We start from the raw sequence: 15,422 nt of genomic DNA, 5'->3' as shown, positions 1-15,422 counted from the left end.
TTTACATTAATTGCTATAGTTATTATCGGAGCTTTTGGCGATAAACTAGAATTTTGAATATATAGATCATTAGAACTTAATTGTATTGCTTTAATAGGTATTGGATATAATCGACGTATTTCAAGTAAATCAGCGGTTTTGATTTGTAGACGTTCTAAAGCTGAGGTGTTAACAAAAGTATACCGTGGCTTAAATTTTGCATAATTGGAATTATAAATTTCAATGCGAATTAATTCATTTTTACGTTCAAATAATTCTTGTGCTAATTTCTCTCGTTCACTAAAATCTTCTGCAAAACTATTTATATTTTGTGTAAAAACACTGATAGTCTCTGCTGATGCTTCAAAACTTGCACGTGTTTGTTCAGCAAGATTATCAGTTAATGATGCACTAATATCATAAATATACGCAAGCTTATCACGCGTAAATAAGCTTGTAGCAAGATATAAATATATTGACATAGTAAATAACAATACCGAACAAATAACTATAAGCATTTTTATACGAATTGTGATACGTAGGTTTTTCATAATCAGTATCGCTTATGGCGCCTCCCAATTACCTATATCAGGAGCCGCGCCGTTGTAATTACCGGTTTCCGGCCCGTTACGATCTATAGATAAATCAAACCCTGCGTTTATTAAATTACTATTTGCAACTAAACGAAAATCTTTTTCAATAATATTTATATAATAAGGAATTGAGTAATTTGCATTTGTACCAGTTGTGCATTCACTGCATGCACCATTTATATTTTCATAATAATTATTATAGTTTAATATGGCAAAATTAACATCATTTGCTTCAATGCCATATGTATTCTGATATGAGAAAATATTATTTCGTGCATCAATCTCTGCAACATTTTTATGTGATGATAAACCGGCTAAACCGTTAGCTACTATGGTATTATGCCATAAAATTGTATGCCCATCAGTATTTTGAACATAAATACCATTTCCGTTATTTGAGTGAATTAAATTTCCTAATATAGTAACTAAACCACCAGCTTTGCCTACCGCAATTCCTTGATTATTCCCATAAATGCTGTTATTAATAGCAATTACTGGAGTATTTAATCTTAGGCCATTTACAATATTATTTTTAATTTCATTTCCTGGACCAATATTTATATTAGTTCCTTTCATCGCAGTTATACCATGAGTATTATTATTTATTGAACAATATGTTATACTACTATTATCTCCACTTGTAATTAAAATAGCATTGCCTATACTATTTTTTATCTCAAGCCAACTTAACATATTATTTGATGACCCAATTTCAATACAATCAGCGTCATTAACTGCTTTGCAATCAATTGTTGTTTCATTTTGGCCGATAATCACCGTTCCTTCATTATCTGCAAGTTTTGGCAATTGTGAAGTTAGGGCAACCAATAATAAAGGTGCAAATTTTATCACGTCACGTCCGACTCTATTATTTGCAATATTAATCGCCTCACGTAATGATAATCCCGTTCCACCAGGATTTTGCAATGTTGCCCCGGCATCCTGTTCGTCAACACCTGTAGTAACTGAAATTGTCTGATCTTCGCTAGCCACTACAAATTCGCTAGTAGTATATCCTGATAAATTTCCTGAATCTCTAACCTGCAATGCAACTGTTTTGGTTCCTGTTGTGTCGTAAAAATTACTTACGCTCTTATTTAATGAAAATCCGGTATCCCATATACCATCATTTTCAAAATCCCAACGAACTAATAGAAAAATAGTTTGTTGTTCTCGGTCCCAAGATGTGTTGGCGTCGAAAGTAATTAATTCACCAGTATTAATAATCGGTTTTGATAAGATTATTTTTGCTACTGGTGGTGTGTTGATACCACTACATTTTATATCTTCATTATCGGTAAAACCATCACAATCATTATCAATTGAATCTGAGCATGTTTGATCTCCATTTGGACCTTCAACCGTAGTACCGGTATTATCATTACAAACGATTGCACCGTTAATACATACAAAAATACCTTCTTTGCAGAGATCATCATCATCACCATCGCAGGCAGCTGCTACTCTAATATCTTCTATTCCATCATTGGTCGTTTCATCGCAATCGTTATCGAAACTATCGCAAATTTCAAGTTGTTCAGGGTTACAATTTACTCCACATTTTGAAGGATTATCATCACAGTCTTGCGAAATACAAAATCCGTCCTCGTCATCGTCGATACACGTACTAATGTTAGACACAACATCAAATGATGACTTTAAAATAGCTATTCTTCCATCAGGGTCTATTACCGTGATATCATATGTACCTTCATTTAAGAATGCCGGCACTATTGCGGTTAATGTGTTATAATTTTTATAATATACTTGCGTTAATTCTATTTCACCGATCCATACTGAAAAGTTAGTTGAAATTTTACTATTATCCTTATTATCGAAACTAACAAATGTTTGATAATAAAATTTACCATTAATTGTTATTTCAACTTCTTGCCCAATTTCGCAATTGTTTGGTACAATTGAATCTATTTTCGGAGCGATAGAATTAGTATTAACACAAGCTAAACTATTTATGGCAATATAAATAAAACATTTTCTCACTAATTTGTACATGTGTTTACCAAACGCCGATTCGATAACCCAAACAGAGAATTAATCCAGTATAGCTAATTTCATTTAATTCGTTTTTTATATGATTAGACATCACATAAGACATTTTTAAAAATATATTTCCTTTACCAAATTTTGTTTCTCCAGTAATCACTCCATATCCACCAAATGCTAAACTAGTTTTAAATATTTTTGGCTGATTAGAAGCCCTTAATTCAACTTGATTTGTAAAAATAGAAATACCTATGCCTGTTAATATATCGATTTCTTTAACATTATAAATGAGATAATTGAGTGCAAATTCAATAGGTATAGTTTGTATTTGCGCCTTAATTTCTAATTGATTATCTTGCGTCTTTTTATTGATTGTGTCTCTAAGATAACTAATCCCTAAATCTGCACTTAAACGGTTTTGCAAATAAGATAATTGATAGTTTATTTCTCCCCCGACAATTGGCGTTAATACTTCACCAAAATTAGTAATAACTCCAAATTTTAGTGAAATAAATAATTTAATCTTTTCTTCATTTGCTAAACTATTTAGTTGAATATTGTCATTACTTATATCTAAAGAATCTTCTGCAGTATATTGCTTTTCAGTTATAGGTTTGCTGGTTTGCAAATAAAATCTTCGCGTAGCTGATGGATTTGAGATGTTATCATTAGCTATAGTACGGACTGACCAATCATAGACACCTTCGCTAAATTTTTCGCATTGCGCTGTAGGTGTAGGTACTTGTTGTTTACAAATTAATGCTGCCTTATTAGGTAAGATTTTAAAAACCGATATTTCATAGCCTGTGGCTTTAGCTACCGATTCCCAGCTAAATTCAACACTTTGATTTTCACTATTTAATTCATACCTATATTCAATTGATGGGACTAATAATTCAGGAGGTTTTGGTTGAAATACTACAACTGTCGTTTTACTCCAATCTGATCTTGGTTTCTTTCCTTTGACTCGCGCATAATATTTCCCATAACCATTTGGCGCAAAACTAATAATATGGTTAGCTGAAATTGAATGCTGCAATATATTTTTAAATATTTCATCATTTGCTATTTCTATTTCATAATCATTTATGTTCTTTGCAATCCACTCTATATTTATTTTTTGGTTTTCATCATTACATATGATTGTTTGATTAGTTTTAGGCGCTATTATTTCTGGTGGTTTTGGCATTACCAATATTTCTCTGCTCTCACTTGCCTGTGTATCTTTGCCATCCAAGGCAATCCCGATTACTTTCCAATAATATAGACCAAGCTTTGCAGGTATGAAATTATACTCAGTTATATCGAGAATTTCATTAATTATTAAATGCTTAAATTCTGTATCACTTGCAATTTGTAGTTTATATGCACGTAAAAGATCAGAGCCTTTCCAACGAAGATTTATTTTGGGCGCTTTTCCCCTCGATAAATATTGCTTATTATTTTCAGGAGAAAGTATTTCAGGTGTTGCAATATAATCAGTTCTTATTAAATTGGGGGCACTCGGTATGCCTTCTTGGCCCTTACTATCAACACCACGAACTCTCCAATAATAGTTTTTTCTGGCAATTACCGGCCATTGATAAAATGTGCTTTGTACTTTTTCTTTAATTATAAGTTTTTTAAAAAAGCTATCCTCGGCAATTTCCACTATATAAGCACGAGCTTTTGCAATAGGCTCCCAACGTAAAACAATCGCACTTTGTGTTGATGCTTGTGCATAAGCTATAGAACCAATAAGTTGCCAAAAGATGAAACCCATTGGTTTCTTTATTTCTTTTTTTGGTGGTACCAGCTCACGGCGAGGCTGAAAAACTTTTGGAGCTTCTAATAGAGGGCTATCAATAATACGAAAGCAATTATTGTTGGACCATGGTGAATAATGATGATCATCATCATTACGTACCCGCGCACAATACCTACCAACTTTAAATATATTATCTATAGTTATGTTTGCATGTACGGAATTTAGCTCAACTAATACCTTATCTAATTTTTCTGCTGCACTAATTTGAACGATATATGACGAAGCATGTCTTGATCCTGCCCATGCAATCGTAATCATCTCATTTTTATCAATAGCCACTTCTGCTAACGGATAATATATTATTGGAGCAACGTCATGAAAAATAGTAAATTGACGTTCTTCGCTTTGCTCCACTATATCTGATAAGTCATTAACGATACGCCAATAATAAATCCCTGCATCTAAATTTAAATTATATTCATTTTCTTTTACATGATATCGATGTGAAATTTTTTCAAATTGCGGGTCTGAGCTTACCTCAAAAATAAATTTTTTAACCTGTGGTGTTTTTTTGGATTGCCACTTAAAAGTAATACTTTCTTTGCCAGAACTTGTATAAAAATATTTCTGTTCGGCAGGTTCTACTAATTCAATTGTTTGGTAACTAATATTACCTATATGGTTACTATGAGAATCAATTTTACTATATTGCCCAGCAATTAGCTTTTGTTCATCTCCAGCTTTGCTATGTATTATACCTTTGCCTTCACGTACATTAAAATAAATGTCATTTTTAGAATCTACTCGTACTTTGCCACTACTTTTATTATCGATAACCAAATCACCAGAACTAGTTTTTATGGCCATTGATTTCGCAGTAGTCTTTCCCAACGCACTCCCGGAGTATAATTTAATTTCAGGAGATCGGTTTTTTTTTGCTGCCAGATCTATTATAGCGAGAGACTTCTCGTTCAGGGTAATTTGTGCACCATCATTAAACTTTAATACCGCACTTGATTTTGGGCCAATATAAACTGCATCTTTAGAATATAAATTTCTACCTGTTATTAATTTATCCCAAATTACTGAACCATTAAAACGCCGCCGAACTTCATTATTGCGATATTCTAGACTACCTATTATTAGCTTTGAATTCTTTGATGTTAAATCGACAATATCTTGAGCAAATACTTTCTGCATAAGTATTAATATTATAGTGATACAAATTACTATAACCAAAATATCGCTAAAGAGCGTGAAATCGCATGCCTCTTTACGCATTCTTTCACTTGCTCCGTATCATCAAAATTATTCCAGATTTAAAAACCCTTTGTACATAAATGGTTTACCCAATAACTTTTATTTATTAGAATAGCTTTTTGTATCTACAATTTGTTCTTGACAATATATCATTACACAATTACGCCCATGGTTTTTAGCAGTATATAGTGCACGATCAGCTATTTGTAATAAAGCTTTAGCATCATCAACACTACTTTCTAATAATTCTATAACTCCTATTGAAATTGTAACGAAGTAAGTATCAACAGAATTACCAACATTATAACTCGAAATATTTTTACGTAATCGTTCTGCGACTAATGCTGCGCTAGCAAGATCTGTTTCTGGCAAAATAATGCAATATTCATCTCCGCCATATCGTACACAAATATCTGTACTTCGTACGTTTTCTAGCATTAACTCGCCGATTCTCTGCAAAACGTTGCTGCCAAAAATATGATCATGACTATCATTAACTAATTTAAAATTATCTATATCAATCATTAACAAAGCGAGTGAATGCCCATATCGATGTGCTCTAATACATTCTTCAGGAAGACGTTGATAAAGAAATCTTTGATTATGCAAACCGGTTACATCATCCGTAAGAGTTAACTCTTCGAGTTGGCGGGTGCGTTCAGCAACTTTATTTTCTAATTCTTGATTTGTCGCTTTTAATTTCTCAAGTAATTCAATATTCTCTAATCGCAAACGACGCTTGTTAAGTGCACGATTAATACGTTGCCAAACATCTTCATCTGATTCAAATGGTTTTACAATGTAATCATATACACCATGTCTAATTGCTTCAATTGCACTTGCTGTATCGGCGTATGCAGTAACAAGAATGATATCTAAATCAATATTTTTAATTTTTATTTGCTTTAATAAATCTAACCCACTTACCCCAACCGGTAAATTTTTATCGGCAATTACAAGATCAAACGAATGCTCTGCGAGTGCCATAATGGCCTGCTTGCCATCTTCAACCAAAAAACACTGTATACCTCGCTCAGATAAAATATCGCGAAAGAGTTCGCGAATTATTGGCTCATCGTCAACAACGAGCACACATGGTTGAAATGGAGTGTTGGGTTTAACACTCATAAAATCTCCTTTTAAACGCCCATCAATAATACCAAATCACGTTATTATTATAGCAATATATTTATTCACATACACGGCGAGTATTGTTTAACCTTGTAATTAGCTGTTATTATTCGCCTATTTCTCATTCGACTCTTAAATAGCATTTTTTTTTAAATCGCGTCTTAAATTATAAAAAACTAGTATATTTTTAAAAAGCATGCGACATAGTTAAAAAAACTGTTTTCCTGCAATAAATTTTGCCTTATGTGCTGCAGCAATGAATATATATTTTTCTGCCATCACGTGTAATTGTAGAATTTCGTCTTTGGTTAATTGTCGTACGACCTTTGCTGGCATTCCTAATACCAACGAACCAGGTGGGATCTTTGTATGCTGAGTAACTAATGCATGTGCACCAATTATTGATTGTGCGCCTATTTCTGCCCCATCAAGTATTGTGGCATGCATACCAATTAAACATTCATCAGCTATCGAACAGGCATGAATCATCGCCATGTGACCAATGGTTACATAGGCTCCAATCTTAACCCCATAATCGTCAGCCAAATGTACAACTGAGCCATCTTGAATATTACTAGCTTCACCAACCTCAATTGAATTTATGTCACCACGTAATACACAATTGTACCAAATGCTAGCATGCGGACCAATGCGTACATCACCAACGATAGTGGCACTACTGGCGATATATGCAGTTGCATCAATTTGTGGCTCTGCACCTAAAAATTTTTGTAGTCGTTCTTGATCGTTCATAAGATTACTTTTACCTAAAAAAAGCTGGCCATTGCTACATAATATTGGCTACCATAACTACCAAATTCACTATGCCATTGTGGCACCGGCGCTATTTGCATCTTCTTACCCACCCCTTGATATGCGCCTATTGATATCTCCGTTTCTTGAGTGATATAATAAGTAAATGAACCATTTAATATAACACTTTTATCTTGTAAATTACTCATTATAGTTGCAGCTAATGAAAATAATTCAGATATTTTATAACTAGCTGCACTACCAGCATACCAACGCCCTAATAAATAATCTTGTTGGTGGCTTATGGTTGATGAAGTCATAAGATACCAAATATATTTTTCAGTTCGCTTAACCCCATTACCATTATAATGTGTTTCTAAAGTTAAAGTAAAATCAGGATGCAGCCAATCAAAACCCATAGATATTTTAGGTCTAATAAATTTTTCTTTATCAATATTATAAGGTTGTGATATTTCTGCACGCAATTTAAAATCTTTTATAGTTGTACTAACACCAAGGCTACCTAATAAGTCACGCCAATTTTTTGCAGCAGCCAAATAAAAATCAGCAATTGAATTATAAGATAATAACCGCATTCCTCCTGAAAGATTACTTAAATTGCCACGATCAGCGACAATTGCATCAAACTCTATGGCATCAGAGTGCGAATAGATAATTCGCAGGGCATCAACTCCTCTTTTTTGTGTAGTATCTATTTCAAATGGACTAAAAGTTGCCCAAATATCAGTTGTCGTAAATAACTGTGCTTCACCCCAAGTAATTGCCTGACGTCCCATATTTATATCAAAGTTGCCACAATTTGCTCGTACTACCAAACGATCAATATCATGTTCTAATAATAATTTATCTTCATTATAAATATTTGAGCGCAAATTTAACTTTCTTTGCGGTCTAGCACTTGCACCCATACCCAATTGCGCTGTGTTTAATGCTGACGACTCGCTAACAACCCGCAAGAACAAACGCTGATGAATTTCAGCTGAAAATCTATCTATAAGTGCGGCTTTCCATTCTAAGCGAAAAATATTTGCAGATAATCCATAATGGTTTTTAGGTAAAATCTCAACAGGTGCTCCTGTTGGTGCTATATATACTATTTTCTGTATACCACCTAGTGAACGCGCGTATCCTCCTAACGATAATGATAAATCATCATTAGTAGTAATTTCAAATGCCGCACTGGCTGGTCTTACTAACCCAAACACGCTCAATACTACAAGCCCAATAAACCAACGCATTTAAGCGGCTACCTTTAATTCATCAGATATTATACGACCATCACGTAATCTAACTATTCGTTTCGCGCGCTCAATTACTTGGGTATCATGCGAAGCTAATATAAAGGTTATACCTTCTTGTTGATTGAGCTCTTCAAATAATCTTAACAATGAATTAGAGCTTTCACTGTCAAGATTTGCAGTCGGTTCATCGGCCAACACAAAATCTGGTTTAGATGCTATGGCACGTACAACTGCGACACGTTGTTGCTGCCCACCGGATAATTCACTTGGACGACGATCAGTCATACCATTTAAACCTACTCGTTCAAGCAAAGGCATAACTATATCTCTACGTTGCGATGCCGGAACTCCTTGCAAAAATAATGTATATTCAGCATTTTCAAAGGCTGAAAAAACTGGAATCAAATTGTATGCTTGAAATACAAAACCCACATGCCCAAGGCGAAAACGTGCAGCTTGAGCGCGACGCATACTAGTTACTTCTTTATTGTCGATAATTATTTTGCCTGATGTTGCATGGTCGAGAGTTCCGATTAAATTAAGTAACGTTGACTTACCAGAACCTGAAGCCCCAGCAAGGGCGATAAGCTCGCCACGCTTGCAAATAAAATCAACGTCTTGCAATGCATGCACTGCAATAATTCCTTGCTCATATATTCGAGATAATTTTTCAGTTCTAATCACAATGTTATTTGTCATTTTTTCTCTCCATTTACTCATATGTTCGCATGGCTATAATCGGATCTAATTTTGCTGCTCGCATTGCCGGATAGCAGGCGCTAAGCAAGACAATAAGCACTACGCCTATTCCTCCTAAACCCCAACGCATCGGATCAATAACACTACGAATATGCATATCTTCAATAGTAACCCCAGCTAATTCTATTTGCATGTTAGAGATAGCGGCTACATCAATACCAATCGAGCTTAAATATCCATGCATTGCTAAAGCTAATGCATAACCAATTACAACTGATACCGCAGTTAATACTGTAGCTTCATATAAAATTAATCGAATGGTTCGTATTGGAGTTAACCCAAGTGCTGATAGCAACCCTAACTCTCTAACCCTTTCGAGCACTGACATTAAAAAGGTATTAGCAATACCAAAACCCATAATTAAAAAAACCAACAAGCCATATAACCAGCCAAATGCCTTATCAGCCTGAATCGCGCCAAGTAAATCAGGTAAAGCTTTTTCCCATGGCAGAAATTCGAGCGATTGTGTTTGTGTATTTAATAGACCTTGCAGTTGCTTAATAACCTTAGCTCGTTGAGTATCATCATCAAGCACCAAACCTATTTCAGTAATAGCTTTTTTAGCGCCTATTGCAGCTGCAGCAGCGTTTATAGAGGTAAACGCAACACCTGTATCAATACCAGCTCGCGGTTCTAAAATACCTGAGACGCGAAAAAGTGCACGCGCTGGTTCACCAGTAATATCACTAGCCATCATTACAATTCGATCGCCTAAACTAACTCCAAGTTTTTTTGCTAATTTCTCACCAATTACTAAAGCTCTTTTATCTTCTTTTTCTAAAAAATTTCCTTTCATAATGTATGGGGATAAATCTAAAAGCTTTGCTTGTGCTGGCGAGTCAATACCAAATAATTGTACCGGCTCAGCACCACGCGATGAAGTTAATAGCCCCTGTACGATAATCCGTGGTATAATAGAACTTACACCTTTAATTGTTTCTGCTGCTGCAGTTACTTGATCTGCGCTTGTTATAAGTAAATCATTAGCATGACTTTGCTGCCATCCATCAGCATGAATTAAAACACTGCCACCAGCAGTTTTTATAGCTACTCTAAGTAATTGCACATAGTTTGCATCAGCAACTCCAAATGATATAAGCAATGACGCAAAACTTAAGCTTACAGCCATACCAGAGATAATCGTGCGTGTTCGATGCCGCCATAAGTTACGCCAGGCTAAACGAATTTCGTAAAACATTATGACCTCCCCGCAATTGTATGTGATAAATGTAATCTGGCGCTAGTTATTGCTGGCCATAAGGCGCAAAGCAAAGCAACCAATAAAATTGACAACGCTGGTTTAAAAATCATTTCAATTTTTAACACGAAATAAAGATGCGAAGTAAATTCAACCCCCTGGTAGGTATAACTCTCTGAGCCAAACGCTGCCATATTAAGCCCAAAATGGGCATGATATGCGGATGCCCCCCAACCAAGTAAGGATCCGGCTATTGCTCCTAAGCCGGTAAGAATTATTGTTTCTAATACAATCAATATAACCATATATTGAGGAGTGGCCCCTACTGCCATCATCACTGCTAATTCACGCTTACGCTCTAGTGCTGTCATACGCTGAGTATTAAGAATACCAAGTGCCGCAATGAAAAATACAATTCCATAAAGTACCCACATTGAAAGACGTGATACATCCATCATTTGACTTAAATCAGGAGCGAGTTGTTCCCAAGTGCGTACAATTATTTTCTCATCATTGTCTTTTGCTATTGATTGACGCAAAGCTGCCGCTGTCTTATTTAAGTCGTCGCCTTTATTTATGCGTACGATTATTTCGTGCACCTGACCATCAAGCGCCGTTAAATAGGCAACATCAGTAATACGCATCCAAGCAGCTTGTCGGTCAAGCTGACTTATACCTGTATGCACTATACCAATAACGTGCATTTTATCATCACTCATTGAACCATTAGCAGCTTGCAGAAAACCAACTAACTCATCTCCAACTTTTACTGAAAGAAGTTTTGCTAACGCATCGCCTAAAATAATATCTTTGCCTATTGTTGCAGGGTCTTTTTTGTCTGTTGGCATAAAAGAGCCGGCAATTATTTTTTCATGTAAATCGCTAACTCTAGTTTCAGCTTTTGAATCTATGCCAATTATTAAAGCGGCTTGCGAATGTTTCTCGTTACCTAAGAGACCAAAACTATAAAGACGTGGAGCTGCAGCTCTTACACCGTTTGCTTCATTAATATCTGCTAGCAGATTATCATTAGCAAAAAACGCTTCATAAATAGTGCTTTCTTTGGCATGGTCTTCGGTTTCTAATCTTATATCACCAAGCTGATTAGTCGTAGACACCACCATTACATCAATAAATGCTTCAAACATCGACTCTGACCAAATTAACATTGCTACTGCCACGGCGATACCTGCAACTGTCAAACCGCTACGCCAACGATTGCGAATTATGTTACGTAATGCTAGGCGAATCATCGCTTTGCCTCCCGGCGCAAACCTCGTTGCGTAAATAGTGTACTTGTCACTGGTATATTAAATTTTAATTCTTGATAATCGATGCGTGTAGATTCTCCTGGTTTATCAAGAGGTACCATTAACATTGTTAATGGTACTCTCTTGCCATCAATTACTTGCGGATTTTCAAATGTCATAGTTCGCATTATTTTATTACCGTCAATATAATCTGCTCGCAGCGGCAAATAATCTTTAGGTTCGAGCATATATTTTATACTACTCCATACCACTGGGGCATTTGGTTTTGGTGTAAGAATCGCTTGCAGAAATTGTTTGCCACTTTCTTTTACCCAAGTAAGTGAGGTATCGTAATCTTCGGTAAAATCGGTCTCACGCATTAAATCATCATTAGTAAAATGACTACCCATCCAATTATCTGATAAAAGAGAATTGGGAATACGTACTAAGCGATCAGCTCTAGGTGCGTAACTCCATAAACCATCTTTAGTACGCAGCGTTGCTTGCCCAGCTTGACGTGCAGGTTTACGCACAACAAACAACGCATCGTCTTTGCCACGCGTCCAAGATTGTATGGTTAAATCACGCTTGAAGTTAACTGTAACTACCTTCATTGTTATCTGTGCTTGTGATGAGTTGGAACGAAATAATTCATTTAAATGATTTATTACCTTATCTATTGAAGGGAGAGGTGGTTGAGCATTAGCAGTATTCGTAGCAAATACTACAACTACTATTGCAACCATTTTTACCAATAAATTCATAGCCACTCCTTAGTGCTTAAGTGGAAGCAAAAATAACTCGTAAAATTCCGTCTTTTAAACGCGCTGACCGTACTGTGCGTCCACTTAATGAATTTGGCAAAGTTATTTGGCGCCGCCAACCTACCGCGGTGATAATTAATTCATCACCACGTTGTTTAAGATCAACAGATCGTACATCTCTTTGATGCAAACTTAATTCAAGTACGGTGCCTTCATCGCTTTCTATAAATCTGACCATTTGTTGGTTGATAAAGGCCGATACCGGATCGCGGTCACCATAAAGTTCAATTGCTGCTTGAGCTAATGCAGTTGCTCCAATAACTTCATCTTCTTGCCAAGCTAATTCAAGCAAAGATAAGTCGACAAATAAACTAGCGGCACGCTCTCGCTCACGTTTTTGCACCAGTATCCATTTTGCAAGAAAGCCTGTGTTCATTTGCTCAGGCAATATTCTATTTAGTATAATTGAATCAACACATAGTCCAAATAAAGACAATAAACTAAAGGCAGCGCGTGTTTCTTCGATTACAATACGCTCGGCGGTGGCAACTAATCGCACTGAACACTGCTCTGGATTTATCAATAAATCGCGCAAACGGCCTAGTTTTGCAGCCAAAACTTCAAACGCTTCATACATGCTATCTGCAGGAACGGGCATACTAGATAAACGTTCAAATGCTCCACGCGTAACTTTAAGAAATTTTCTTTCAAAGCGAGCAAAACGAGCAAACGGCCCAGACATAAGATCAGGAAAACTTAGCAACCTTAAACTTGAAGCTGTTGGCGCTAGATCAACAACAATTAAATCAAACTCTTGCGATTCAACTAAGTCATTTAAACGAGATAGAGTTAATAATTCTTCAAGCCCAGGAAAAATTAAAGTCTCATCAGCTTGTGTACCACCTAAGCCTGCCCACTGTAAAAAGCGTGAAATGTAACCAGTAAATGAATGCCAATGGCGACGTAATTCAACTTGCGGGTCAGCTTCTAGAGCCATAAGATTTGCAATACTAGTGACGCTAGTAGGTTCACTGCTAATCTTCATTCCTAAAACATCGCCGACATTGTGGGCACGATCTACACTAAGTAGAAGCGTCTTATGACCCAATTCTGCTGCACGAACTGCACTGGCCGCAGCAATTGTTGTTTTGCCGACCCCACCTTTACCTGAAATTAAAAGTACTCGTGTCACCATCACTCCTGCTCGATGGCAATAGTTACAGTTGCAGATTGCTGCCTGCCACCTGGTTCATTTTCAGGAAATACCCCAAGAAACTGATTAAATAAGACAGCTATTTCATCAAGCATTGAAAGCCTATCATTTAAAATTTCTTTACTTTTTGCAGCTGGAGCATCCTCTGCTTGTAGAGACTCTTTTATCTCTGCGGCGCAACGTTTCCACATGGCGATTTCTGGCTGAAACCAATGTTGATTCCACTCACGCCACACTGACCATAAGTCGGCAACGACTTCATAATAATCTTTACGATCAGAACGTGGAGGTAATCGGCGCACTAAACGCAAAGACAAAAGACGACGCAATACTACACTCGTAGTACTTTTCGCCGTACCCATCTTTTCACAAAGCTGCGTTAAACTTAGTGGTTCTGTAGCAACAAATAACACCGCATAAAGCCTACCTAATAACGGATTTACCCCATAGAGTCGGCAAATTTGCCCAGCACTGTCTTCAAAACGCTGTGCAGCTTGAGAAAATGTCATTTTTGCTATATTTGCCACAATTAACTCTTTGCAATGTTTCGTTCGTTCGGTTATTGCCGAACGTATTGATTGTACGATACATACCGCTAATGTCAGCTGTCTATTAAACTCTTTGTACCCAAATAAGATCTTATGTCGCTATTTCATAATTCGATGCCAATAAAATACACTTTTATTTCATATAGTTAAGTTCGTCTGGCACTATACTGCGCTGGAAATTCTTCATTACAAAATCCCTGGTGGCTAAAAGCGAAGTTCCTTTTACCTCAAGCTGCATAACCTTATAGTATTATTATTTATGCTAGAAAAACAATTGAAAATATTAAAAAAAACCGGTGCTGCCGTTCCAGTACCAGATACCATTAACTTTTATTACTAATCAAAGGCACTTGTTTTTCTATTGTAAAGATCAACAAACGGCGGCCCTCGAGGTAGTCACCATAAACGCGACCCAGCATCTTTGTGATACGTTCTTGGTCGTCTTCTTCGTTTACCTTTTTAAGATAAAGGCGCATACCATTATAGCGATATCGGTCCTCTTTTGGGTCTTGACGAAATAAGTAATTGGCGTAGTCATTGCACTGCAAGTTGCTGTAAGTTAAACGATTGTTAGGCATAACAAATCCTATGGTACCATCGTTAAAACAATGAGGCCGAGCAAAAACCGCAGCGTTAACACGGCCATCTTTATCTGCTGTGCTTAAAACCCCAAATCCTGTGTTCTCTTCAAAGTATTTCTTCATATCTACTTTTACTCTCCTCGCAAGATTAAAATGCGATTTATTTTCGATATGAGTTTTACCTTTGTCTTTAGCAGCTATTTAAAGCATCTAGTTAAAACATGGCCATTTCGATACCATTTGGCAACGCAATACATACAAATGTATCGATTAATTATATGGCTTTTGGTTTAGAAGCTGCAAAAAGACGCCTGCGGGTATTGTTTTATCGCGCTGCTGATTTAGTGCGTGAGTTAATTGAAGCTAGAGATGAGAGGCTA

Annotated in this window: 13 protein-coding genes; all 13 read right to left on the bottom strand. The window is 36.2% G+C overall.

The window, feature by feature from the left end:
• A partial coding sequence (locus tag JW841_17075; protein ID MBN1962648.1) for a hypothetical protein occupies nt 1-461 on the bottom strand: 461 nt, incomplete at its 3' end.
• Nucleotides 462-542: 81 nt separating this feature from the next.
• A complete protein-coding gene (locus tag JW841_17070; protein ID MBN1962647.1) occupies nt 543-2,585 on the bottom strand; it encodes a right-handed parallel beta-helix repeat-containing protein in 2,043 nt (680 codons plus the stop codon).
• Nucleotides 2,586-2,589: 4 nt separating this feature from the next.
• Nucleotides 2,590-5,604, bottom strand: a complete 3,015-nt coding sequence (locus tag JW841_17065) for a FecR domain-containing protein (protein MBN1962646.1) — start codon at nt 5,602-5,604, stop codon at nt 2,590-2,592.
• Nucleotides 5,605-5,682: 78 nt separating this feature from the next.
• Nucleotides 5,683-6,711 carry a diguanylate cyclase gene (locus JW841_17060; GenBank protein ID MBN1962645.1) on the bottom strand — a complete coding sequence of 343 codons (1,029 nt, stop codon included), beginning with the start codon at nt 6,709-6,711 and terminating at the stop codon, nt 5,683-5,685.
• A 210-nt stretch (nt 6,712-6,921) separates the two neighbouring features.
• Nucleotides 6,922-7,467, bottom strand: a complete 546-nt coding sequence (locus JW841_17055; GenBank protein MBN1962644.1) for a gamma carbonic anhydrase family protein — start codon at nt 7,465-7,467, stop codon at nt 6,922-6,924.
• A 14-nt stretch (nt 7,468-7,481) separates the two neighbouring features.
• Nucleotides 7,482-8,726, bottom strand: a complete 1,245-nt coding sequence (locus tag JW841_17050; protein MBN1962643.1) for a hypothetical protein — start codon at nt 8,724-8,726, stop codon at nt 7,482-7,484.
• Nucleotides 8,727-9,428, bottom strand: coding sequence for an ABC transporter ATP-binding protein (locus JW841_17045; protein MBN1962642.1), 702 nt, complete (start codon nt 9,426-9,428; stop codon nt 8,727-8,729).
• 13 nt (nt 9,429-9,441) lie between these two features.
• Nucleotides 9,442-10,686 carry an ABC transporter permease gene (locus tag JW841_17040; GenBank protein ID MBN1962641.1) on the bottom strand — a complete coding sequence of 415 codons (1,245 nt, stop codon included), beginning with the start codon at nt 10,684-10,686 and terminating at the stop codon, nt 9,442-9,444.
• The gene (locus tag JW841_17035) at nt 10,686-11,939 is read right to left on the bottom strand and encodes an ABC transporter permease (GenBank protein ID MBN1962640.1); all 1,254 of its coding nucleotides are present in this window, start codon (nt 11,937-11,939) and stop codon (nt 10,686-10,688) included. The genes JW841_17040 and JW841_17035 overlap by 1 nt, the downstream gene beginning before the upstream one ends.
• Nucleotides 11,936-12,700, bottom strand: coding sequence for an outer membrane lipoprotein-sorting protein (locus tag JW841_17030; protein ID MBN1962639.1), 765 nt, complete (start codon nt 12,698-12,700; stop codon nt 11,936-11,938). The genes JW841_17035 and JW841_17030 overlap by 4 nt, the downstream gene beginning before the upstream one ends.
• A 16-nt stretch (nt 12,701-12,716) precedes the next feature.
• Nucleotides 12,717-13,892, bottom strand: a complete 1,176-nt coding sequence (locus JW841_17025; protein ID MBN1962638.1) for an ArsA family ATPase — start codon at nt 13,890-13,892, stop codon at nt 12,717-12,719.
• A gap of 2 nt (nt 13,893-13,894) precedes the next feature.
• Nucleotides 13,895-14,440, bottom strand: a complete 546-nt coding sequence (locus tag JW841_17020) for a MarR family transcriptional regulator (GenBank protein MBN1962637.1) — start codon at nt 14,438-14,440, stop codon at nt 13,895-13,897.
• A 344-nt stretch (nt 14,441-14,784) separates the two neighbouring features.
• Nucleotides 14,785-15,165 carry a pyridoxamine 5'-phosphate oxidase family protein gene (locus tag JW841_17015; protein MBN1962636.1) on the bottom strand — a complete coding sequence of 127 codons (381 nt, stop codon included), beginning with the start codon at nt 15,163-15,165 and terminating at the stop codon, nt 14,785-14,787.
• Nucleotides 15,166-15,422 lie beyond the last annotated feature (257 nt).

It is taken from the genome of Deltaproteobacteria bacterium, assembly GCA_016931625.1.
GTDB lineage: Bacteria > Myxococcota > XYA12-FULL-58-9 > XYA12-FULL-58-9 > JAFGEK01 > JAFGEK01.
This window is presented reverse-complemented; position numbering and strand designations above follow the sequence as displayed.